We start from the raw sequence: 22,547 nt of genomic DNA on the forward strand, positions 1-22,547 counted from the left end.
GCCACCGACGAGCGGTGACCGGGGTCGATCACCACGGGGTGGCGGTGATCGCGAGTGGAGCCAGTGTGCCACCGCCGGTTCCTCGGGAGCAAACAGGTGCCGGTCAGCCTCACCCTTGTCTCGTCAGCCCCACCACTGCGTCCACAGCAGGGCCCCCGCGACCACCAGCACGCCCAGTGAGCCGAGGAACGACACCCCACGCGATCGATGGTCGGCGATCCGCTGGAGCAGGAGCGCCGCGACGACGGCGGCGACGTGCCACGCGATGGACGCGGTGCCGGGGCCGGGGAATCCCCGATCACCGCCGACGACGGCGGCGGCGATGACGAGCGCCGTGAGGACGACGAGACCCGCAGTGATCGATCCGCTGAGCGCCTTCACCGGCGGCCTCCGGGTACGACGAGCGGCACGCCCGTCGCCCGGCTCACCAACGCGTCGAACTGGTCCTCGGCGGTGGTGCGGGCCGCGATCGGCGTCGTCTTGTTGGTGCCGTGGTAGTCGGAGGATCCGGTCACGACGAGATCGTGCTCGCGCGCGATGTCGCGCAGGACGTCCGCGTCCTCGGGGCTGTGGTCGGGGTGATCGACCTCGAGTCCGCCGAGTCGCCCACCGGCGGCGAGCTCGAGAATGTGGTCGGTGTGCAGGAGCCGACCTCGCGTGCGCGCGCGGGCGTGGGCGATGACGGGCACTCCCCCGGCGTCGGCGATCAACTCGACGGCGAGGTCGAGTGGTGTGTCCGCCTTCTCGACGTAGTACGTCCCATCGGTCCGCAGCAGGTCGGTGAACGCGTCGTTCACGGTCTCGACGACTCCGGCCGCGACCAGTGCACGGGCGAGGTGCGGGCGGCCCGCCGACGGACCTGCCGCGGCGAGGATGGTGTCGGCGTCGACGTCGTAGCCGTCGGCCGCCATACGCTCGATCATGCTGCGCAGACGCACTTCCCGCTCCCCACGCAACCGGCTGCGCTCCTCGGCGAAGGCGACGTGCCCGGGGTCGAAGAGGTACGCGAGCAGATGCACCGTCACCGGGTCACCGTCGGCTCCGCGGCCCTGGCACGACATCTCCATGCCACGGACGAGGGTGGGAGCACCGGGCGTCGCGGTCACCGCGGCCACGGCCTCGTCCCAGCCGTGAGTGGTGTCGTGGTCTGTCAACGCGATCACGTCGAGGCCCGCGGCGGTCGCCGTGGCGATCAGCTCGGTGGGCGTCTCGGTTCCGTCCGACGACGTGGAATGGGTGTGGAGATCGATCAGCACGCGCCCAGTCTGTCAGGTGCGCGAGCGCTCAGGTGGGCGGGCGCAGCGACGCCGCCGAGCGCCGCGGGTCGGCGATGTCGATGCCCGCCTCGGTCCACGCGTCGCGCAACGCATCGGCTCCGCGCAGGCGCACCCACGCGGCCTCGGTGCCGGTGATCGGGACTGCCCGCAGGAACCGCACCGGATCGTACGGTTCGGGCAGCTCGAGGTCGGCTACCCCGGACTCGGCCGTCAGCAGCACCGCCGTGAACGGAGCGCCGGGCCAGAGAGGCTCGCCGGCGTCCAGCAGGGCGTCGGGCACCAGCACGATGCCCTCCACCGCGGGCGACGCGGCGAAGACGGCGAGCGTGCGCCAGACCTCGGCGACGGACTCGTCGACTCCGCGCAGGGCCAGGATCAGCTCGGCGCGGGGGCCTCGGTGCGAGTCGGTGACCATGTCGGACGGGTCGGCCATCGGATGCCGCGAGCACCCGAGAGTGGTGAACCGCACGACACCCTCGACGTCGGCAGCGAACAGCAACACCTCCAGCGGCTCGAGGCCCAGGAAGGTCACGGACGCGCTGGACGGGTCGTCCTGACCGAGCACCGTCTGCAGATGGGTTCGCACCTGCGCTGTCACGTCGCTCCCACTCACACCGTCCATCCAACCCCACGACGTCCGTACCGGCTCCGACGGGACCGGCGTGCCGGTACGGTCCTGCGTGTGGTGACTGTGCTGACCGTGTCCGACGAGGTGGTCGAAGGCCTGTGGAACGCCCGCACACTCCCGTTCGACGTCGACCTGGTCCTCGGTGCGGGCGACCTGCCCTTCGAGTACCTCGAGCACCTCGCCGAGGCCGCCGACGCCCCGTGCGTCTTCGTCCCCGGCAACCACGACGCCGACCTCACCGGGTACTCGGCCGGTCGAGCCGGCTGGATGCGTGCCGGGCTGCCGTCGAGCTGGCCCGGTCCGGACGGCGCCGTCAACGCCGATCGACGGATCGTCAGCGCCGCCGGTCTGCGGATCGCGGGGCTGGGCGGGTCCATCCGCTACCGCGACGGACCCAACCAGTGGACGGAACGGCAGCAGAAGCGGCGCTCCGGCTCCCTGATCCGGACCCACACCTGGCACCCGCTGCTGCGACGCGGAGCGGACGCACACGGGGTCGACGTCCTGCTGACCCACAGCCCACCGTTCGGTGTCGGCGACGCCGAGGACGCACCACACCGCGGTTTCCGGTGTCTCGATCCGCTCACCGAGCGGTTGCGGCCTCAGCTCCTCGTCCACGGACACATCCACCCGCACGGCACGAGGCCGGCCGACCGACAGCTGCACGGAGCCACGGTGATCAACACCGTCGGCTACGCCCTGATCGACATCACCCCGGGCGGCGACACCGCGCCCATCATCGAGAGGCGACGTCATGGCTCGTGACACCGGATTCCCCGCTGCCGACGCGCAGAACGACTTCTCCCGCCAGCGCCGGCGCGCGGACGTGGCGCGGTTGGTCGGCTGGCTGCGCCGTCAACCGGACGACATCAACACGATCCTGCCGTTCGACGAAGTGGTCGCCGCCCTGGGCAAGGTGCGGGAGCGCCGCGTCGGACTCGAGGTCATCCGGGTCGACTCGATCGTGGGCAGCGTGGATCGCACCCGCGACTTCGACCGGTACTTCCGCCCGACGTCGACCCGGACACGCGAACGCTGGCAGCGCCTCGCCACCGCCTGGCGCCGCGGCGAACCGATGCCGCCCATCGAGGTGTATCGCGTCGGCGGCATGCACTTCGTCATCGACGGGCACCATCGCGTGTCCATCGCCTGCGCGATGCACAGTCTCACCATCGAGGCCTACGTCACCGAGATCATCACCCGCATCTCCCCCGACGGCATCTCCACGAGGGGCGATCTCCTGGTGAAGGATCACCGGCGCATCTTCCTCAGCCGCGTTCCCCTCACCGGGAAGTCGCGCGAGGCGATCGAGTTCACGGATCCGTGGCAGTACGCCGAACTCTCGGATGCGGTGGAGGCCTGGGGTTTCCGGCTGATGCAGGAGCTCGGCGAGTTCGTCGACCGCCGCACTGTCGCCCGCCGCTGGTTCGGTGAGGAGTTCCTGCCGGTCGTCCGGATGGTGCGGTCCGTCGGGGGCATGTTGACCCGCCACACCGACGCCGAGGCCTACATGTGGGTGGCGCGCGAGCGTTACCGCCTGGTGCGCAGCCACATCTGGAACGACGAGATCATCGCGCAGCTCAAGGAGGCCGCGCCGAACTGAGACGGGCGCCGACCGAGACGGCGACGGCCCCCACCGTGCGGTGGGGGCCGTCGTCGCGTTCGAGCGGTCAGAGCGTCAGGTTGGCACCCGACTCGACGTCGAACACCGACACGCGCTTCTGGTCGAACCACAGCTCGATGGACTCACCCATGCGAGCGGCGGACTCGGCCGAGAGTCGAGCGACCAACTGGCCGCCGTCCGCGCCGGAGTCCGCGGCCAGCTCGTCGAGTTCGCGCGAGGTGACCTTTGGGCCCTCGGCGGAGAAGTAGATGTACTTGTCCGACCCCATCGACTCCAGCACCTCGACTCGCGCCGAGAACGTGCTGCCGTTGATCTTCTGGTACGACTCGACGAGCGAGGCGTCCTCGAGATGCTCGGGGCGGATGCCGACGACGACATCCCCCTTCGCGTTCTTCGAGGCGATCTTCTGCCGCGCCTCGTCGCTCAACCGGATCTCGCCGAGCGAGGTGGTGACCCCGCCGTCCGTCAGACGACCCGACACGAAGTTCATGGACGGCGACCCGATGAAGCCCGCCACGAACAGGTTTCGCGGGTGATCGTAGAGCTCCTGCGGCGAGCCGATCTGCTGCACCAGTCCGCCGCGGAGCACGACGACGCGGTCGCCGAGCGTCATGGCCTCGGTCTGGTCGTGCGTCACGTACACCGTGGTGGTCTCGAGACGCTTCTGCAGCTGGGCGATCTCGGTCCGCATCTGCACGCGCAGCTTGGCGTCGAGGTTCGACAGCGGCTCGTCCATGAGGAACGCCTTGGGGCTGCGGACGATCGCGCGTCCCATCGCGACGCGCTGACGCTGACCACCGGAGAGGTTGGACGGCTTGCGGTCGAGGTGCTGGCCCAGGTCGAGGATGCGGGCGGCGTCGTCGACCTTCTTCGCGATGTCCTCCTTGCTCATCTTGGCGAGTGTGAGGGGGAAGGCGATGTTGTCGCGCACCGTCATGTGGGGGTAGAGCGCGTACGACTGGAACACCATCGCGATGTCGCGATCCTTCGGTGCCCGCTCGTTCACGCGCTCACCGGCGATGCGCAGCTCGCCGCTCGAGATGTCCTCGAGGCCGGCGATCATGTTGAGCGTGGTGGACTTTCCGCAGCCGGAGGGTCCGACCAGGATGATGAACTCGCCGTCGGCGATGGTGATGTCGACGTCGCTCACCGCCGCGGCACCGTCCGGGTACAGCTTGGTCACTTTGTCGAGAACGATTTCGGCCATGGACTTATCCCTTCACTGCGCCGGACGTCAGGCCCGCCACGATACGACGTTGGAAGAACAGGACGAAGATGATGATCGGGATGGTGATGACCACGGCCGCAGCCGCGATCGAGCCCGTCGGTTCCTCGAACTGCGAACTACCGGTGAACTGTGAGATCGCTGCCGGCACCGTGACCGAACGCTCGGTGGCCGTCAACGAGATGGCGAGCAGCAGGTCGTTCCACGCGAAGATGAAGACGAGGATCGCCGCGGTGACGATGCCCGGTGCCGCGAGCGGTGCGATGACCTTGCGGAACGCCTGTCCCGGGGTGGCACCGTCCATCTTGGCGGCCTTCTCCAGCTCCCAGGGGATCTCACGGAAGAACGCCGACAGCGTGTAGATGGCGAGCGGGAGCGCGAACGTGATGTACGGGATGATCAGGCCCGGCCAGGTGTCGAACAGGCCCAGCGCACGCTCGATGTCGAACAGCGGTGTGACGAGCGAGATCTGGGGGAACATCGCGATGAGCAGCGCGGCGCCGACGAGGAGCTTCTTGCCGGGGAAGTCGAGACGAGCGACGGCGTAGGCCGCCATCGTGCCGATGACCACCGCGATGAGCGTGGTGATGAGACCGATGCCGATGGAGTTGATCAGGGCGCTGGTGAACTGGGACGTCTGGAAGATGCCCTTGTAGTTGTCCAACGTCCACGTCGTCGGGATGAACTTGCCGTCGGCGATGTTCGCCACCGGCTTGAACGACAGGCTGATGATCCACACGAGCGGGATCAGTGCGTACAGCAGGACGAGGAGGTTGACGATGGACCAGCCGGCCTTCGTCTTCGTGGTGGCTGCCATGGGTCAGCGTCCTTCCGCGTCGGAGCCGGGTGCGGAGGCCCCGAACAGTTTGATGAAGACGAAGGCGATGATGGCCACGCAGAAGAAGATCAGCACGCTGATGGCCGACCCGATACCGAGGTTGAACGCCCCGAAGAGGTTGTCGTACCCGAGGATCGACACCGAACCGGTGCTGTTGCTGCCCTTCGTCAGAACGTAGATGTTGTCGAAGATGCGGAACGCGTCGAGCGTGCGGAACAGCAGCGCCACGAGGATGGCCGGCTTCATCAACGGGATGATGATGCGGATCAGTCGGGTCCACGCGCCGGCGCCGTCCACCTGGGCCGCCTTGAGCAGATCGTCGGGAACGAGCGCGAGACCGGCGAGCAGCAGCAGTGCCATGAACGGCGTCGTCTTCCACACCTCGGCGAGCACGACGATGGCGAGCGACGGAAGCTGCTGTGTCAGAGGCGCACTGCCCTCGGGGAGCAGGTTGGCCAGGTAGCCGGTCTGCGGTGTCCACGCGTAGTACCAGCTGTACGCGGCGGCGACGGTGACGATGCCGTACGGGATCAGCACGACGGTGCGGACGACGCCGCGCCCGAAGATGGTGCGGTGCATGACCAGCGCGACCGCGAGGCCGAGGACGAACTCGATGATCACCGAGATGACGGTGATGCCCACGGTCACCGCGAACGCCGTCCACCAGTAGCCGTCGGTGAGGACGGAGACGTAGTTGGACAGGCCGACGAATTCCTTGTCGTCCGGGAATGCCAGGTTGTACTTCTGCAGACTCAGCCAGAAGGCGTAGATGATGGGATACGCGGTGACGGCGATCATCAGGATCGCGGCGGGAGCGACCAGCAGGAGCCCCAGTCGGCGCTCCGCCTTCTTGCCCTCGGACACCGCCTCGGCCGCCTTGGCGTGCTTCTGCGGGCGTCGGGGCTCGTCGGTGACGGTCATGGGATCAGCCCTTCGGAGTTCACGGCCTGGCGGACCAGATCGGCGAGCCTGTCGACGTCTCCCACGGGATCGATGTCCTGCGGGGGGTTGAGCGCGTCGGTCAGGAGGATCGAGATGGACTGGTACGCGGGCGACACCGGTCGGACCGCGGCACTCTCGATCGAGCCGAGAACGCCCTCCCATGCCGGGTAGGCGGCCTGGAACTCGGGATCGTCGTAGAGCGAGCGGATCACCGGCGGCACACCGCCGTCGACGGCGTTGTTGCGCTGGTTCTGCTCGTCGGTCAGGCACGCGACGGCGGCCCACGCCTCGTCGGGATGCTCGGTGGTCTTGGCGACACCGATGTTGAACCCGCCGATGGTGACCTTGGCGGGCTCACCGGGGTTCACCGAGGGGTACGGCGCGCTGCGGAACACCTCGTTCACCGCCGCGTCCTGCTGGTCGGCGGGAACGGTGGACAGGTCGAGGAAGGACACGCCGCCCGCGGCGGCGTTCTCCTTGAGTCCGGGGAGCACGAACGGGTAGTTCACCTCGGCGAACATGGTGCCCGCCTCGACGCCGAGACGTGCTGTGCCCTCGTCACTCTGGGAGACCGAGGGGTCGGCGCCGGGAGCGGTCGCGACGCTCTTGATGATCGAGAGCGCCTTCTCGGTGGCCGCGCGGTGCTCGGGGGTGTCGTTCAGTGTCACGGTGGTGCCGTCCTCGCCGACGACGGATCCGCCGGCACTCTCGAGGAGGGTGTTGAACCAGACCATGAAGCCCTCGTACTGCTTCGCCTGCACACCGATGGCCGCGGGCTTGCCGGAGGCGGCGTTCTCGCCGGCGGTGGCGATGAGGTCGTCCCACGTCGCCGGGGGCTGGCCGTTCGGCACCATGTCCGGGCGGTACCAGAGCAACTGGGTGTTGGAGTTCAGCGGGACCGCGTACAGCTTGTCCTTCTGCTCTGTCTCGGGGTCGAGCCACTCGGCGGTGGCGAGCGGGCCCTCGAGCACCGATCCGTCACGCAGCTTCGCCTCGAGATCGTCCGGAACCGGCAGTGCCCAACCGGCTTCGGCGAACTCGGCGGTCCAGACCACGTCGAGTGTCATCAGATCGAGCGTGCGGTCGTTGCCCGCCAGACGGCGAGCGAGCTGCAGGCGCTGATCGTTGGCGCTCTTGGGGAGCGTGCGCTGCTCCACCCGGTACGCGCCGCCCGACTGCTCGGTGCACGCCTGCGCCGCCGCCGCGTACTGCTCCGCGCCGTCGGCGGCGGTGTAGAAGCTCAACACGATTCCGTCGTCGGAGGAACCACACCCCGCCAACAGACTTCCGGCCACCACCGCGGCGGCCCCTGTCGCTGCGAGTTTCCTCGCCCTGTACCTCTTCGGCACGACCGCCTCCTCTGCCGCAAGAGAAGGCGCCACAGTCGGCCCGACTCCGCAGCGTGTGCTTCGTTGGACACGCATTCCCTGCGAAGTGGAACCTAGTCGAAAGCTGAGAGGAAAACGGTGGCTTGTTGCAATCCCGTGATGCTTTCGGTACCGACGGGTCGGTGGTGAGAGGTCAGATGGCGAGACGCGCCAGCAGATCGCGCGCCTTCTCGGCCGTCTTCGGCTCGCACAGCACGTCGTACCGCCCCGCGACCAACTGCATCGTCGACGCGAAGTCGCGCTGCCCCTTGGTCGCCGCGTAGGGAATGGTGGCCGAGATCAGTCCGAAGACGATGCCGCCCAGCACACCGACGAGGAGCGCGCTCAGGTAGTTGGTGTTCGTGATGATTCCGAGAACGAGTCCGAGGAAGACACCGAGCCAGGCGCCCGAGATGATGCCGCCGCCAATCACTTTGGCCCAGGTGAGGCGGCCGATGACACGCTCGACCTGCATGAGGTCGACACCCACGATGGTGACGTCCTGGACCGAGAACTCCTGATCGGAGAGGTAGTCGACCGCGCGCTGCGCCTCGGCGTAGGTGGGATAGGAACCGATGGGCCAGCCCGACGGCGGGGTGGGGAGGCCCTGTCCGGGGCGGCCGGACTGCGACATGGGGTTCGTCATGACTCCATTGTGCCTGCTGGCGGGTCGGTCGTGGGGTCCGGTGCGGGCCGCGCACCGCTGCGCACCATGCCGGCCGCGTCGGCGGCCTCGACGAGGGCCCGAGCCATTCGATGACCCGCCTCGTCGACCATCTCGTCCCCCACCATGACGGCCCCGCGCGCTCCCCCGTCGACGGAGAGGTACCGACGGTAGGTCTCGACGATGTCGTGGGCGCGGTCGACGTCGGCCTGGCGCGGCGAAAACGTCTCGTTGGCGATGTCGATCTGCGAGGGGTGCAGCACCCACTTGCCGTCGTAGCCCAGAGCCGCGGAATGCCGGGCGGCGCGGGTGAACCCGTCGGTGTCGCGGACCTGCACCCAGGGTCCGTCGATGGCCTGGAGCCCGTGGGCCCGGGCCGACAGCAAGATCGTCATCAGCACGTGGTGGTAGGCGTCGCCGCGCTCGTAGCCGGGCGGCTGCTCCCCCACCGTGAGGGTGCGCATGCCGACGTCGGCCATGAAGTCACCCGGCCCGAACACCAGGGTCTGCACCCGCGGCGAGGCCGTCGCGACGGCGTCGATGTGGAGCAGACCCACGGCGTCCTCGATCTGCGGCTCGATCCCGATGCGGCCGACGGGCAGGTCCGACTCGCGTTCGAGTTGTGTCAGAAGCAGATCGAGCGCCTGCACCTCACCGGCCGAGCGCACCTTGGGCAGGACGAGGGCGTCGAGGTGGGCACCCGCCCGTCCGACCACCTCGAGCACATCGCGGAACGTGGCCTCCGTCGTCCAGTCGTTGACCCGCACGAGCCGGAGCTGCGTGCCCCACCCGTCCCATCCGAGCGCGTCGGCGACGTCGATGCGTGCCTGCGCCTTGGCGGCCGGCGCGACCGCGTCCTCGAGATCCAGGAAGACGGCGTCGGCGGGCAGGCTCAGAGCCTTGCGCATCATCTTCGGACTGCTGCCCGGCACGGCGAGCACGGAGCGTCGGAGGCGGGCGCGCGGCACTGTGGTGGTCACCACGGCACACTATCGGCCCGCACCGCGTGCGAGGCCCCCGTCTACTGTTGCGCCCATGGCAGCAGTGAACAAGGTGTTCGCCGCCAGGCTCGCGGGCCTCGTGGTGCTCGGACCCGACGGTGAGAGCATCGGCCGTGTCCGCGACATCGTCGTGACCGTGCGCGTCGGCCGCCAGCAACCCCGCGTCCTCGGCCTCGTGGTCGATCTGGCCACGAGGCGCAAGATCTTCGTTCCGATGCTGCGCGTGACGGCCGTCGAACCGACGTCGGTGACGCTGACCACCGGCAACGTCAGTATGCGCCGCTTCGTCCAGCGACCGGGCGAGGTGCTGGCCCTGGCCCAGGTCCTGGACTCGCGGGTCCGGACCGACGATCCGGACGCCGAGGACCTGCACGGTGTGGACTGCGTCGTCGTCGACCTCGGTATCGAGCAGACCCGCACGCGCGACTGGGTCATCGCGCGCGTCGCCGTGCGCCCCCACCGCACCCGGCTGGGTCGCCGCGGCAGCATCCACGTGCTCGACTGGCAGAACGTGCAGGGCCTCACCTGGTCCGATCTGTCCCTGCCGGGTCAGGGTGTGTCACAGCTTCTCGCCCAGTTCGAGGGACTCCGGCCCGCCGACGTGGCCGACGCGATCCGCGACCTCCCGGAGAAGCGGCGACTCGAGGTCGCCTTCGCCCTGGACGACCAGCGCCTCGCGGACGTCATCCAGGAGATGCCCGACGACGATCAGATCGACCTGGTGCAGGCGCTCGCCCCCGCCCGTGCCGCCGACGTGCTCGAGGCCATGGACCCCGACGACGCAGCCGACCTGCTCGGCGAGTTGCCGGAGCCGGAGGCCGAATCGCTGCTGCGCCTGATGGATCCGCAGGACTCCGAGCCGGTGCGACGTCTCCTCGAGCACTCCCCCGACACGGCGGGTGGTCTGATGACACCGGAACCGGTGGTGCTGAGCGCGTCCGCGACGGTCGCCGAGGCGCTCGCTCGTGCGCGCAACCCCGACCTCACGCCCGCCCTCGCGTCACTGGTCTTCGTCGTGCGACCGCCGACGGCCACGCCCACGGGCCGCTACCTCGGCTGCGTCCATCTCCAGCAGTTGCTGCGCGAACCGCCCGCCAGTCTGGTCGGCGGCGTGATCGACACGACACTGTCGACGCTCTCCCCGGACGACAGTCTCGCCGCCGTCACGCGATACTTCGCGGCGTACAACCTGGTCTGCGGACCGGTCGTGGACGCCGAGGAGCATCTGATCGGCGCCGTGACCGTGGACGACGTCCTGGACCACCTTCTTCCCGACGACTGGCGCGAACAGGAGCACGTGGGACATGAGTGAGAAGTCGGCGGCGACCGCCAGACAGCGCCTCGACACTCCACGCGGATCCCGACGGTTCAAGCTCGACATCGACGTCGACTCGGTCGGCCGGACCGGCGAGAACGTCGCGCGATTCCTCGGTACGGGGCGATACCTGGCGATCCAGACGGGGATCGTCATCGTGTGGATCCTGCTCAACGTCTTCGCGGTGAGCCTGCAGTGGGACCCCTACCCCTTCATCCTGCTCAATCTGGCGTTCTCGACGCAGGCCGCCTACGCGGCCCCGCTGATCCTGCTCGCTCAGAACCGGCAGGACGACCGCGACCGGGTGTCGCTCGAGGAGGATCGCTCGCGCGCCGCGCAGACCAAGGCGGACACCGAGTTCCTCGCTCGTGAGCTCGCTGCGCTCCGGATCGCGGTCGGCGAGGTCGCCACGCGCGACTACCTCCGCCGCGAACTCGACGACCTGCGCGCGGCGCTGCTCGATCCCGCGCAGGCGGCGGCCGAGGAACAGAAGGCGCGCAAGAAGTCTCGCAAGAAGTCGGTCGACGAGGACTCCACCTCGTTCGCCGCCGCCCCTTCCGTCGAGGAAACAACTCGTTTCGACCACAGCGAGGACACGCGACGGTAACCTCGGTCACACTGCGCGTCGGGTCTCGGTGAGTGCGCAGCCGAGTGTTCGTGGGGGTTTGTCGTATGCGCGTCGGTCGAGACTCTCGACTCGGAGGTGCACTGAGTGCCTCGATTCTTCTTCTCAGCGCGGTCACGCTGGCCGCCGGCTCGGTGACGCCGAGTTCCGCGCACGGTTCCGTCGCGATGGCGGCCGCCGAATCGGTTGCGGCGCCCACACTCCCACCACGGGAGCGCGCTGTCGGCCTGGTCGAGCCCGCCGATCGGCAACCGGTCGCGTTCCGGTCCCCGAAACCAGCCGTCGCCGCGCCCGCGGGCGCCCCGGCCGCTGCTGCGGCGCCGCTGTCCGCCGTGCTCGTCGGCGCACTCGGCATTCCCGAACTCGTCCTGCAGGCCTACCGCTCCGCCGAGGCCCAGCTCGCCACCTCGACACCGGGCTGTCACCTGCCGTGGCACCTGCTCGCCGCCATCGGGCGCATCGAGTCCGGCCACGCGGGCGGCGGCCGCACCGATGCCGCCGGCACCACGATCACGTCCGTGCTGGGCCCGGTGCTCGACGGTCGATCGGCCGCGGACGCGGTCATCACCGACACCGACGGCGGCGCGCTCGACGGGGACGCGGGGCACGACCGTGCGGTCGGGCCGATGCAGTTCATCCCCGCCACCTGGGCCGGCTACGCCTCGGACGGCAACGGCGACGGTCGGAGCGATCCGAACAACGTCTTCGACGCGGCTCTCGCCGCGGGCAAGTACCTGTGCTCGGGCGGCCTGGACATGACGAATCCGGCGCAGGCGACCACCGCCGTCCTGCGCTACAACAACTCCGCCGCGTACACCGCCAACGTGCTGGCCTGGTCCGCCGCGTACTCCGGCGGCGGCACCCCTGTCGTCGGCCGGATCGGCGAGGCGGCGCCCTCCCCCGCGGACGCGCTGGCCGTCGCCGCGGCGGCCGCCGCCGGCGGCGAGGTCACGGATCCCACGACCGCGGCCCCGACGACCACCGCCACGACCACCGCGATGCCGGACACCTCGCTCACTCCGGTGACACCACCGCCGGCGTTCGGCATCCCCGGACTGCCGCCGCTCCCGGTCATCGAGCTCCCCACGATCCCGTGCCTCCTGTGCCCTCCTGCACCAGTGGCACCACCCGCCCCACCTGAGCAGGACACGTCCGTCACGACACCGTGACTGGTCGTGGCTCACATCACGGGCCGGTAACGGATCGGCAACGGATCAGGTAGCCTCGCTCCGACAGCAAAGGTCGGAAGCGCCCCGGAACGGGGCGGGAACAGTCGTCGCGGATCACGAGTCTCGCGGGGGCGAGGAGGTTGTGTATCCGTGGGTCGGCACCGCAAACGATCGTCTTCCACTCTGCGACGGAACACGGTCATCGCGCTGACCGGTCTGATCCCCGCGGGAGCGATCACCGTGGCCAGTGGCTACGGCGCCAGCGCCGACATCCCGTTCCTCCGCACGCACACCACGGCCAGCGAGTCCGCCCTCGAGCCCACCGACGTGGCCCCGGCAGTGGACGTCGCGCCCGCACCCACCACGCAGTCCGCGCCCGAGCCCGTGGCACCGCCCGCGCCGGAGCCCGCTCCCGCCCCCGCGCTGCCCGAGTCCCTCGCGGCCGGCCCGCTCGGCGTCCCGGGCATCAACGTCGCCGCCTACAAGAGCGCCGAGACCCTCCTGGCGCAGACCACCCCCGGCTGCTCGATGAACTGGGCCCTCCTCGCCGGTATCGGCCGGGTCGAGTCCACCCACGCGAACGACGGCAAGGCGGGTGCCGACGGAACGCTGTTCGAGCCGATCCTCGGACCGGTCCTGGACGGCAGCCTCGCCGGCAACAACGTGATCATGGACACCGACGGCGGCGAGCTCGACGGCAACGCCACGTACGACCGCGCCGTGGGGCCGATGCAGTTCCTGCCGGCGACGTGGAATCACTACGCCACGGACGGGAACGGGGACGGCAGGGCCGACCCGCAGAACCTGTTCGACAGCGCCGCCACCACCGGGAAGTACCTGTGCGACGGCGGCCTGAACATGGCGGATCCGATCCAGGCCACACAGGCGATCCTGCGCTACAACAACTCGATGGCCTACGTGGCCAACGTGGTCGCGTGGTCGGTCGCCTACTCCACCGGCATCGCCCCCTCCGAAGCGGACCTGCCCCGAATTCACTGACGCGGTACCGCATACCATGGAGAGATGCCCGTAGCCACCGAATCGGACGTTCGCAGCGCCCTCGCGCGCGTGAACGATCCCGAGATTCGCAAGCCCATCACCGAACTCGGCATGGTCAAGAGTGTCGCGCTCGGTAACGACGGATCCGTGGACGTCGGCATCTATCTGACCACCGCCGGGTGCCCGATGAAGACGGAGATCTCCGACCGGGTACGCAAGGCCGTGGCCGACGTCGCCGGTGTCGGCGAGATCCGCGTCGAGCTCGACGTCATGAACGACGAGCAGCGCACCGAACTGCGCAAGTCGTTGCGGGGAGATTCCGCCGAGCCGGTCATCCCGTTCGCTCAGCCCGGCTCCCTCACCCGCGTGTACGCGGTGGCGTCGGGGAAGGGCGGTGTCGGCAAGTCGTCCGTCACCGTCAACCTGGCCGCCGCGATGGCCGCCAAGGGACTGTCGGTGGGCGTCCTCGACGCCGACATCTACGGCCACTCGGTGCCCCGCATGCTCGGTACCGACGCTCGCCCCACACAGGTCGAGCGCATGATCATGCCGCCCGTGGCGCACGACGTGAAGATGATCTCGATCGCGCAGTTCACGCAGGGCAACACGCCCGTCGTCTGGCGCGGTCCCATGCTGCACCGCGCCCTGCAGCAGTTCCTCGCCGACGTGTTCTGGGGCGACCTGGACATTCTTCTGCTGGACCTGCCGCCGGGCACCGGCGACGTCGCCATCTCGGTGGCCCAGCTGATCCCCGGCGCCGAGATCCTCGTCGTGACCACCCCGCAGCAGGCCGCGGCCGAGGTCGCGGAACGTGCCGGCGCCATCGCCCTGCAGACGCGTCAGCGAGTCGTCGGGGTGGTGGAGAACATGTCGTGGCTCGAGCTGCCCGACGGATCGCGGATGGACATCTTCGGTTCCGGCGGCGGCCAGGCCGTGTCGGAGCGACTCACCACCGCGGTCGGCGCGAAGGTCCCGCTGCTGGGCCAGATCCCGCTCGACACCGCGGTGCGCGAGGGCGGCGACTCGGGCGTTCCGATCGTGCTCAGCGATCCGGAGTCGCCCGCGGCCAAGGCCATGATCGAGGTGGCCGAGAAGCTGTCGGTCCGTAGTCGCGGCCTCGCGGGCATGAGCCTGGGTATCGACACCACCCGGCACCTCTGACGGCCGGAAGGACCTAGGTCGCGTCGGGGTCGATCGGGGGACGGTCCCCGGTCGGCAACGGCGCCGACCCGCTGGACTTCGTCATGTTCGGCGTCCCGGACTGCGGGGTCGACGACTGTGTCCCGGACTGCGGCTTCTCGTCGAACTTCCCGGTGAAGATCGAGTCGTCGCCGTCGAGCAGGTGCTTGGTGATGACCGCGCGCGGGGTCATGCCGCGGAGCTGGTTCAGGTCGGCCAGGGGCTTGCGAAGATCGTCGAAGTCCGTCCCCAGCTCGTCCTTGAGCTGTTGGCTGGCGCCACTGGCGTAGTCACGGACCTGCCGGAGCGACCGGGTGGTCCACGTGATGGCCCCGGGCAGACGCTCGGGACCGAGGATGACGAGTGCGGCGACGAGAAGAACCATCATCTCGCCCCAGCCGATGTTCGAGAACACGTCTACACCTTACGCATCCGACACCGGAGTGACCGTCACGTCGACGGTCCGCCCCGAGCGGACGAGTTGCACCTGCACCGGCGTACCGATCTCCTGTTCCTGGACGGCGACCGTCAGCTCGTCGGCACCGGAGACGGTGCGGTCGCCGACGCGGACGATCACGTCGCCCTCCGCGATACCCGCCTGCTGAGCGGGGCCACCGGCGGTGACGTTGGCGATCTGCGCACCGCTGAGCGCGTCGTTGACGACGGACCGCGCGTTGACGCCGATGTCGGGATGATTCATCGCGCCGGTCCGGATGAGGGACTGCGCGACCTCGGTGACGTCGTCGATGGGGATGGCGAAGCCCAGTCCCACCGATCCCCCGCTCTCACTGCGGATCGCGGAGTTGATGCCGATGACGCGACCCTCGGCGTCGATCAGGGGACCGCCGGAGTTACCGGGGTTGATCGCCGCGTCGGTCTGGACCGCGTCGATGACGGCGTCGGTGTCCGTGCCCTCCCCGGACAGTCGCACGGGACGATCGAGCGCACTGACGATGCCGCGGGTGACCGTCTTGCTCAGTCCCAGTGGAGATCCGACGGCGACGACGTCGTCGCCGACCGCCACGTCCGACGAGCGGCCCAGTCGGGCGACGCTGAGGTCCGCGACGTCCGTCTTCAGAACGGCCAGATCGGTCTTGGTGTCACGGCCGACGATCTGCGCGGGCACCTTGGTGCCGTCGGAGAACGTCACGTTGAGCGTCGCGCCCGGGTTGGTCGCAGCCATCGAGATGACGTGGTTGTTGGTGACGATGTAGCCGGCTCCGTCGATGACGACTCCCGAGCCGGTACCGGCGTTGCCGCCGAACGTCTCCTGGACCGACACCACGGACGGCAGGACGGCCTCGGCGACTCTGGCCACCTGGCCCTGCGGGAGTTCGCTGCCGCCCTGTTCCAGGGTCACGCGCGAGCTGGTCAGCGAGCCGCCCAGATCGGCCGCGACACTACCGACGACGCCGCCGAGCAGGCCGATGACCAGAGCGACACCCGCGAGCGAGGCGAGAGCGCCGGCGGAGACTCGGCGGCCGAACAGTACGTCCCGCGCACCCAGTCTCGTGCCGGGCGTCAGCGGCGCGGGTTCCGGTTCGTCGAGCGCGGGCGAGACCGTCGTGACAGCCGACGAGGGCACGCGCCACGGGTTCTGAGGTTCGGGTTCCTGCTCGACCTCGGGAGCCTCGGGCTCGCGCACCAGGGATTCGGTGACACCGGGCGGCCGACCGAAGGCCTCGGTGAGGACGGATTCGGGCGCCGCGACGCGGATCGACGAACTGTCACGTCGCCGGGTCTGCGCGTCACCGAAGGAATCGCGGATGCCGTGGGGGCGACCGAACGCCCGCACCACGTGCGCGTCGATGGTGGGCCGGTAGAGCGGACGCGGAGGAAGCCGCGGCGCATCGTCGTCGGGTGCTCCCCCGTCCGCCGAAGAAGCCGTGGGGTCCGGTCGGTACTCGTCGGCTGGAGTCACCTCTGCACGCTACCGGCGCCGGAAACGTGACCCGACGACCGACCCCAGGCCATGACGCAGGCCGGAGCCGATGCCGGGTTCGGATCGGCCGGGCTCGGGAGACGTGCAGTGCGGGATCTGGTGCAGGAGACCCAGGAGTGAGGACGGCATGGACATCTCCGGCGAGCCCTGGAGGGCGACACGGGCCTGCTGCTGCGCCTGGACCTCGTCGGCACAGGAAGCGCATTCCGACACGTGCCGCGCGGCGCGCAGATAGGCGTTCATGCGCAATTCGCCGTCGACGTAGGCAGCCACCGCCTCACTGGCGAGGTGGTCGGTGGGGCTGAACTGCCGAGGATCACGAAACCGAGTCATGCTGCCTCCACTTCATCCCGTGCCAATGTGCGGATCGTCCCGGGGTGAAACGCACGGCACCGGCCGGAAGTTCCCGGCCCGCATCCGTTCCCCACAGAACGGTACTCGCGTCGGCGGCTACTCGGCCGAGGTCAGCGACTCGCGGGTACGCCGACTGGCGGCGAGGTGGTCGCGCAGCGCCTGGCGGCCACGGTGGATACGGCTACGGACGGTGCCGAGCTTGACCCCCAGGGTCGCGCCGATCTCCTCGTAGGACAGACCCTCGATGTCGCACAGCACGATGGCTGCACGGAACTCGGGAGCGAGCGAGTCGAGCGCAGCCTGCAGATCCGGGTCGAGCCGGGCGTCGTGGTAGATCTGCTCGGGATCGGGGGTGTCGGACGGCACCCGGTCGTAGTCCTCCGGCAGCGCCTCCATGCGGATGCGGTTGCGGCGACGCACCATGTCCAGGAACAGGTTCGTCGTGATGCGGTGCAGCCAGCCCTCGAAGGTGCCGGGCTGGTAGTTCTGCAGCGAGCGGAACACGCGGATGAAGGTGTCCTGCGTGAGGTCCTCGGCATCCTGCGCGTTGCCGGACAGCCGGTAGGCGAGGCGGTAGACGCGGTCACCGTGCTCGCGGACGAGTTCGTCCCAGGACGGCATCGACGTCGCGTCTCCGGTCGCGTCGAACACCGCGGTGCCGGACAGCTCCTCGGGACTGTCGACGGTCTGTTCGGACTCGGCGGCGGGGCGGGAGGTCGGGGACGTGAGGGCAGCGTGTTCGCGCGGGCTGGTGATCATGTGGATCGTTCAATCCTCCTACTCGGGCGATCATCGCGGCGTGGTGTCGACGTGCGATGTGGTGTTACCCGTGTTCGGCGCGACCGAAGCGTGAGGACGATCCGACGAACCCGCGTAAGGAAACTATGTCGCGGGCAGGTGTGCGACCCGTGTGAGAAGGCTGAGTGTGGGCTGAGAGTCTGGACGCGAGGAGTTCGTGGGCGGGTTAGGGTCCCTTCGTGACTGCCGACGCCGCCAAGATGCTGCACTACGCCGAAGCCTCCGTCGTGGAGGACGAGATCCTGCAGGCCGCGCGCGAGCGCGCCGTGGATCTGGGCGCCGCGCCGATACCGGCGTCCGTCGGTGCCGTGCTCAGCATGGTCGCGCAGTTGTCCGGAGCGCGCACGGTGGTGGAGGTCGGAACCGGCGCCGGCGTCAGCGGGCTGTGGCTGCTGGACGGGATGCGGCCCGACGGGGTCCTCACCACCATCGACACCGAACCGGAGCATCAGCGCGCCGCCAAGGAGGCGTTCCGTTCCGGCGGCATCGGGGCATCGCGGACCCGGTTGATCAACGGCCGCGCCCTCGACGTGCTCCCCCGCCTGGCCGACGCGTCCTACGACCTGGTGTTCGTAGACGCGACGCCGCGGGACCACGTCGGATTCGTGACGGAGGGCGTGCGGATGCTCCGCCCCGGTGGCGCCCTGATCCTGCACAACGCGTTGCTGGGTGGACGCGTCGCGGACGCCTCGTCACGCGACGAGACCACCGTCGCCGTCCGCGCGGCCGCCCGCGCCATCGCGGAGAACGACAGCCTGACAGCGGTCGTCCTTCCCCTCGGCGACGGCCTGCTGTGCGCCTCGCGCGTGCCGGAGTGACCTAGATCCAGACACCCTTGCCGACGGCGACCACGCCGTTGGCGCTCACGTTGAACCGCTCGCTGTCCCGCTCGCGGTCGACGCCGATGATCTCGCCGTCGTTCACCACCACGTTCTTGTCCAGGATGGCGTTGCGGACGACCGCATTACGACCGATGCGCACTCCGGGCATGATGACGCTGCCCTCCACGGTGGCGCCCGCGTCGATGATCACCGACGAGCTCAGCACCGAGTTGCGCACCGTCGCGCCGGACAGGATCGATCCCGCTCCGACGATCGACTCCTGAGCCAGACCGCCCTGCACGAACTTGGCGGGCGGCAGGTTGTCCGCGGCGCCGCGGATCGGCCACCGCTTGTTGTAGAGGTTGAAGATCGGGTGGACCGACACCAGGTCCATGTGCGCGTCGTAGAACGCGTCCAGGGTGCCGACGTCGCGCCAGTAGCCCTTGTCCCGCTCGGTCGCACCCGGGACGACGTTGTCCTTGAAGTCGTAGACCGATGCCTTCCCGGCCGCGACGAGCGCGGGAATGATGTTGCCGCCCATGTCGTGATCGGAATCCGAGTCCTCGGCGTCGGCACGGATGGCATCGACGAGCACCTTGGTGGTGAAGACGTAGTTGCCCATCGACGCGAACGTCATGGTGGGGTCGTCCGGCGTTCCGGGCGGGTCCGACGGCTTCTCGAGGAACTCGGTGATGTTGCCCGAGGCGTCGCTGTCGATGCAGCCGAATGCCGTTGCCTCGGCGCGCGGTACGCGGATGCCGGCCACCGTGACACCGGCACCGGAATCGATGTGCTGCTGCACCATCTGCTCGGGGTCCATGCGGTACACGTGGTCCGCACCGAACACGACGATGTACTCGGGATCCTCGTCGTACACGAGGTTCATGGACTGGAAGATGGCGTCGGCACTGCCGGTGTACCAGCGGGGCCCGAGCCGCTGCTGCGCGGGCACGGGGGTGATGTACTCACCCGCGAAACCCGACAGCCGCCAGGTCTGGGAGATGTGCCGGTCGAGCGAGTGCGACTTGTACTGGGTCAGAACGCACAACCGCAGATAGCCGGCGTTGACGAGATTGCTCAGCACGAAGTCGATCAGGCGGTACGCACCACCGAACGGGACCGCGGGCTTCGCGCGATCGGCTGTCATCGGATACAGGCGTTTGCCCTCACCTCCGGCGAGCACGATTCCGAGTACATGCGGCTGGGTCCTCACAACAGCCAACCTATCCGGTTGTGACGAGCAATCGCTACGTATAGGCCGAATGCACACCGACGCGTTACGTTCCTCTCATGCGAGTGGCGATGATGACGAAGGAATATCCCCCCGAGATCTACGGCGGCGCGGGCGTTCACGTGACGCAGCTGGTCGACCGTCTCCGCGCACTGTGCGAGGTCGACGTGCACTGCATCGGCGCGCCGCGCGAGACCGCCGTCGTGCACTCGCCGGACCCGGCCCTGGTCGACGCGAACCCGGCCTTGACCACGCTCTCCACGGGACTGCGGATGGCGAACGCCGCCGGCGGCGCCGACGTGGTGCACTCGCACACCTGGTACACCGGCCTCGCCGGCCACCTCGCGGCCGAGCTGTACGGGATCCCGCACGTGCTCACCGCGCACTCGCTGGAACCGCGCCGCCCCTGGAAGGCCGAGCAGCTGGGCGGCGGCTACCGCATCTCGTCGTGGTCCGAGCGCAACGCCATGGAGTACGCCGACGCCGTCGTCGCGGTCAGCGACGGCATGAAGGCCGACGTGCTGGACTGCTACCCACGCATCGATCCGGACCGAGTTCATGTGGTGCGCAACGGCATCGACACCGAGGTGTGGCACGCCGGCGGCCCCGCGGACGGCGCGCCGTCCGCGCTCGAGGCGATCGGCGTGCGCACCGACGCCCCCATCGTCGCGTTCGTCGGCCGCATCACCCGGCAGAAGGGCGTGGGGCACCTCATCGCCGCGGCCCACTCGTTCGATCCGTCCATTCAGCTGGTGCTGTGCGCGGGTGCGCCCGACACCCCGGAGATCGCGGTCGAGACCGAGCGCGCCGTCACCGCCCTGTCCGAGAGCCGCGGCAACGTGTTCTGGGTCCGCGAGATGCTGCCGACCGAGCAGATCCGCCAGATCCTCTCGGCGGCCGCCGTGTTCGTGTGCCCGTCGGTGTACGAGCCCCTCGGCATCGTCAACCTGGAGGCGATGGCCTGCGAGACGGCCGTCGTCGCGTCCGACGTGGGCGGCATCCCCGAGGTCGTGGCCGACGGCCGTACCGGGGCTCTCGTGCACTACGACGCCGCGGACACCGCCACGTTCGAGGCGGACCTGGCCGCCGCGGTCAACGACCTCGTCGCCGACGAGAGTCGAGCAGCGCGGCAGGGTGTCGCCGGTCGCGAGCGCGCCGTCGCCGAGTTCTCCTGGGAGTCGATCGCGCAGCAGACGATGGAGGTCTACGCCGCGGCCCGCGCGTAGACACCGAGGGTCACCGACACGGTGACCTCGCGCGCGGGCGGCATCTCGTCGACCCGCGCGCGCAGATCCGCCGCCGGGATGTGGCGCGCCGACGGCCCCATGCTCACGACGTCGACGATCTCGTCCCGCGTGAGCGTGGTCGAGTAGGTGATCGGGACCCGGCGCACCCGCTCGAACCGGCTGCCGAGCGTGTCGCCCAACCTCTGCGTCTTGTTCTCGTCCACCCGGACGAGACCCAGATCGTCGACCAACTCGACGAGATGGCGCTCGGTGGGGGTGAGCACCACCAGCACCCCGGCGGGTGCGAGCACGCGCGCGAGTTCCTCGGCGTTGCGCGGCGAGAACACCGACAGGGCCGCGTCGATCATGCCGGAGCGGACCGGGATGCTCTGCCAGACGTCCGCGACCACCGCGGAGGCCCGCGGGTGCGATCGTGCGGCGCGGCGCGCAGCCGCCTTGGACACGTCGAGACCGACGCCGACGGCATCGGGGACGCCGGCGTCCAGCACGCGGGCGAGGTAGTGCCCGGTGCCCACTCCGACGTCGAGCACGCGGCGCCGGTCCCCCACGGCGTCGGCCACGGCGTCCATCAGCGGGTCGTAGTGACCGCGGTCGAGGAACTCGGCGCGTGCAGCGACCATCTCGGTGGAGTCGCCGACGATCTTGCCGCCGGACCCGGAGAGCAGGCTGACGTATCCCTGGCGCGCGACGTCGAACGTGTGCCCGCGGTCGCACAGCAGCGCGGCAGATCCCGAGTCCGGATCGTCGGCCTCGAGGTCCGACCCGCAGTGTGGGCACGCGAGCAGGGCCACCGCATCGTCGTTCACGGTTCCTCCGCTCGTCGTGGTGGGTCGCTCGTTCGGTCGGGACGAGAACAGCCCCACCGGTCAGGGTCGGCCGGTGGGGCTGTTCTCACGGTGATGACAGGAGTGGTGTCAGCTGGTGACGCCCTTGAGCTCGTCGCCCAGAGCGGCTGCCTCGTCGGGAGTCAGTTCGACGACCAAGCGTCCTCCGCCTTCGAGTGGAACCCTCATGACGATTCCTCGTCCCTCTTTGGTCGCCTCGAGCGGACCGTCCCCGGTCCGGGGCTTCATGGCCGCCATTCTCTGCTCCCTCCAGATCTGCGCTGCCCTGCATCGCGCGCTGCATCAATTCGGTCGCGCCTCGCCGGGGTCCGACGAGGCTCGTGCACTTATTGTTCCCTATCCTCCGGATCCGTGGGCAACGGACACCCTCGAACGAGCGGGACACGGGTGTGTACTAGCTGTAATGGCCAGGGACGTTGTGGACGGCGTGGCGACAACAGATAGGTGAGGACCTCC

At 69.3% G+C, this 22,547-nt stretch carries 25 protein-coding genes; 9 read left to right on the top strand and 16 right to left on the bottom strand.

All coding sequences use genetic code 11. The annotated features are described in order from the left end of the window. Positions 1–123: 123 nt before the first annotated feature. The 3 genes from ASG69_RS09615 to ASG69_RS09625 are packed head-to-tail and all read right to left on the bottom strand — an operon-like array spanning position 124 to position 1,899. Positions 124–381, bottom strand: a complete 258-nt coding sequence (locus tag ASG69_RS09615) for a hypothetical protein (RefSeq protein WP_027503843.1) — start codon at positions 379–381, stop codon at positions 124–126. Beyond that, the gene (locus ASG69_RS09620; RefSeq protein WP_056442580.1) at positions 378–1,256 is read right to left on the bottom strand and encodes a PHP domain-containing protein; all 879 of its coding nucleotides are present in this window, start codon (positions 1,254–1,256) and stop codon (positions 378–380) included. Before ASG69_RS09620 ends, ASG69_RS09615 begins: the two co-directional genes overlap by 4 nt. Before the next feature lie 28 nt (positions 1,257–1,284). Continuing rightward, positions 1,285–1,899 (bottom strand): suppressor of fused domain protein, encoded by a 615-nt coding sequence (locus ASG69_RS09625; RefSeq protein WP_056442583.1) that lies wholly within the window; start codon positions 1,897–1,899, stop codon positions 1,285–1,287. A 60-nt stretch (positions 1,900–1,959) separates the two neighbouring features. Between ASG69_RS09625 and ASG69_RS09630 the strand changes: the two genes are divergently transcribed. Next, a complete protein-coding gene (locus tag ASG69_RS09630) occupies positions 1,960–2,670 on the top strand; it encodes a metallophosphoesterase family protein (RefSeq protein WP_027503846.1) in 711 nt (236 codons plus the stop codon). Further along, positions 2,660–3,508 carry a hypothetical protein gene (locus ASG69_RS09635; RefSeq protein ID WP_027503847.1) on the top strand — a complete coding sequence of 283 codons (849 nt, stop codon included), beginning with the start codon at positions 2,660–2,662 and terminating at the stop codon, positions 3,506–3,508. Before ASG69_RS09630 ends, ASG69_RS09635 begins: the two co-directional genes overlap by 11 nt. Positions 3,509–3,575: 67 nt before the next feature. Here ASG69_RS09635 and ASG69_RS09640 read toward each other — a convergent pair whose 3' ends face one another. The 6 genes from ASG69_RS09640 to ASG69_RS09665 form a co-directional block, all read right to left on the bottom strand. Next, positions 3,576–4,736 carry an ABC transporter ATP-binding protein gene (locus ASG69_RS09640; RefSeq protein WP_056442586.1) on the bottom strand — a complete coding sequence of 387 codons (1,161 nt, stop codon included), beginning with the start codon at positions 4,734–4,736 and terminating at the stop codon, positions 3,576–3,578. Positions 4,737–4,740: 4 nt separating this feature from the next. Then, the gene (locus ASG69_RS09645; RefSeq protein WP_027503849.1) at positions 4,741–5,571 is read right to left on the bottom strand and encodes a carbohydrate ABC transporter permease; all 831 of its coding nucleotides are present in this window, start codon (positions 5,569–5,571) and stop codon (positions 4,741–4,743) included. A 3-nt stretch (positions 5,572–5,574) separates the two neighbouring features. Then, a complete protein-coding gene (locus tag ASG69_RS09650; RefSeq protein ID WP_027503850.1) occupies positions 5,575–6,513 on the bottom strand; it encodes a carbohydrate ABC transporter permease in 939 nt (312 codons plus the stop codon). Next, the gene (locus ASG69_RS09655) at positions 6,510–7,883 is read right to left on the bottom strand and encodes an extracellular solute-binding protein (RefSeq protein WP_231476097.1); all 1,374 of its coding nucleotides are present in this window, start codon (positions 7,881–7,883) and stop codon (positions 6,510–6,512) included. The genes ASG69_RS09650 and ASG69_RS09655 overlap by 4 nt, the downstream gene beginning before the upstream one ends. 172 nt (positions 7,884–8,055) lie before the next feature. Further along, complete coding sequence (locus ASG69_RS09660; RefSeq protein WP_027503852.1) at positions 8,056–8,547, bottom strand: general stress protein; 492 nt, start codon at positions 8,545–8,547, stop codon at positions 8,056–8,058. Beyond that, the gene (locus tag ASG69_RS09665) at positions 8,544–9,545 is read right to left on the bottom strand and encodes an HpcH/HpaI aldolase/citrate lyase family protein (protein ID WP_268788555.1); all 1,002 of its coding nucleotides are present in this window, start codon (positions 9,543–9,545) and stop codon (positions 8,544–8,546) included. Before ASG69_RS09665 ends, ASG69_RS09660 begins: the two co-directional genes overlap by 4 nt. Before the next feature lie 55 nt (positions 9,546–9,600). Between ASG69_RS09665 and ASG69_RS09670 the strand changes: the two genes are divergently transcribed. The 5 genes from ASG69_RS09670 to ASG69_RS09690 all read left to right on the top strand — a co-directional run bounded on the left by ASG69_RS09670 (position 9,601) and on the right by ASG69_RS09690 (position 14,835). Further along, positions 9,601–10,878, top strand: coding sequence for a magnesium transporter MgtE N-terminal domain-containing protein (locus ASG69_RS09670; RefSeq protein ID WP_027503853.1), 1,278 nt, complete (start codon positions 9,601–9,603; stop codon positions 10,876–10,878). Further along, positions 10,871–11,488 carry a DUF1003 domain-containing protein gene (locus ASG69_RS09675; RefSeq protein WP_081821023.1) on the top strand — a complete coding sequence of 206 codons (618 nt, stop codon included), beginning with the start codon at positions 10,871–10,873 and terminating at the stop codon, positions 11,486–11,488. Before ASG69_RS09670 ends, ASG69_RS09675 begins: the two co-directional genes overlap by 8 nt. 65 nt (positions 11,489–11,553) lie before the next feature. Beyond that, entirely contained in the window at positions 11,554–12,675 is a 1,122-nt protein-coding gene (locus ASG69_RS09680; RefSeq protein ID WP_051612923.1) for a lytic transglycosylase domain-containing protein, read from the top strand. A 150-nt stretch (positions 12,676–12,825) separates the two neighbouring features. Beyond that, complete coding sequence (locus tag ASG69_RS09685) at positions 12,826–13,674, top strand: lytic transglycosylase domain-containing protein (protein WP_056442589.1); 849 nt, start codon at positions 12,826–12,828, stop codon at positions 13,672–13,674. Positions 13,675–13,698: 24 nt separating this feature from the next. After that, positions 13,699–14,835: an Mrp/NBP35 family ATP-binding protein gene (locus ASG69_RS09690; protein ID WP_027503855.1), complete on the top strand. Its 1,137-nt coding sequence runs from the start codon at positions 13,699–13,701 to the stop codon at positions 14,833–14,835. A gap of 13 nt (positions 14,836–14,848) precedes the next feature. Here the strand turns inward: ASG69_RS09690 and tatB are convergent, their stop codons facing one another. From tatB to sigE, 4 genes are all read right to left on the bottom strand, one after another. After that, positions 14,849–15,268, bottom strand: coding sequence for a Sec-independent protein translocase protein TatB (tatB, locus tag ASG69_RS09695; RefSeq protein WP_027503856.1), 420 nt, complete (start codon positions 15,266–15,268; stop codon positions 14,849–14,851). A gap of 9 nt (positions 15,269–15,277) precedes the next feature. After that, the gene (locus tag ASG69_RS09700; protein ID WP_056442594.1) at positions 15,278–16,774 is read right to left on the bottom strand and encodes a S1C family serine protease; all 1,497 of its coding nucleotides are present in this window, start codon (positions 16,772–16,774) and stop codon (positions 15,278–15,280) included. A gap of 9 nt (positions 16,775–16,783) precedes the next feature. Then, a complete protein-coding gene (locus ASG69_RS09705; RefSeq protein ID WP_056442598.1) occupies positions 16,784–17,128 on the bottom strand; it encodes a hypothetical protein in 345 nt (114 codons plus the stop codon). Positions 17,129–17,245: 117 nt separating this feature from the next. Beyond that, positions 17,246–17,908 (bottom strand): RNA polymerase sigma factor SigE, encoded by a 663-nt coding sequence (gene sigE, locus ASG69_RS09710; protein WP_056442601.1) that lies wholly within the window; start codon positions 17,906–17,908, stop codon positions 17,246–17,248. A gap of 239 nt (positions 17,909–18,147) precedes the next feature. On the opposite strand from sigE, the gene ASG69_RS09715 reads away from it, so the two are divergent. Further along, positions 18,148–18,765 carry an O-methyltransferase gene (locus ASG69_RS09715; protein ID WP_056442645.1) on the top strand — a complete coding sequence of 206 codons (618 nt, stop codon included), beginning with the start codon at positions 18,148–18,150 and terminating at the stop codon, positions 18,763–18,765. Between the two features lies 1 nt (position 18,766). On the opposite strand, the gene glgC is transcribed toward ASG69_RS09715, so the two are convergent. Next, the gene (gene glgC, locus ASG69_RS09720; protein WP_027503860.1) at positions 18,767–19,981 is read right to left on the bottom strand and encodes a glucose-1-phosphate adenylyltransferase; all 1,215 of its coding nucleotides are present in this window, start codon (positions 19,979–19,981) and stop codon (positions 18,767–18,769) included. 77 nt (positions 19,982–20,058) lie between these two features. Between glgC and glgA the strand changes: the two genes are divergently transcribed. Then, positions 20,059–21,225, top strand: a complete 1,167-nt coding sequence (gene glgA, locus ASG69_RS09725; RefSeq protein WP_056442603.1) for a glycogen synthase — start codon at positions 20,059–20,061, stop codon at positions 21,223–21,225. On the opposite strand, the gene ASG69_RS09730 is transcribed toward glgA, so the two are convergent. Both ASG69_RS09730 and ASG69_RS22115 read right to left on the bottom strand, forming a co-directional pair. Then, positions 21,204–22,052: a methyltransferase domain-containing protein gene (locus ASG69_RS09730; protein WP_056442648.1), complete on the bottom strand. Its 849-nt coding sequence runs from the start codon at positions 22,050–22,052 to the stop codon at positions 21,204–21,206. The two genes, glgA and ASG69_RS09730, sit on opposite strands and share 22 nt — an antisense overlap. A 108-nt stretch (positions 22,053–22,160) precedes the next feature. Further along, complete coding sequence (locus ASG69_RS22115; RefSeq protein ID WP_003406247.1) at positions 22,161–22,328, bottom strand: DUF3117 domain-containing protein; 168 nt, start codon at positions 22,326–22,328, stop codon at positions 22,161–22,163. Between the last annotated feature and the right edge of the window lie 219 nt (positions 22,329–22,547).

Source organism: Rhodococcus sp. Leaf225, assembly GCF_001426145.1.
In the GTDB taxonomy this organism is placed as follows: Bacteria; Actinomycetota; Actinomycetes; order Mycobacteriales; family Mycobacteriaceae; genus Rhodococcoides.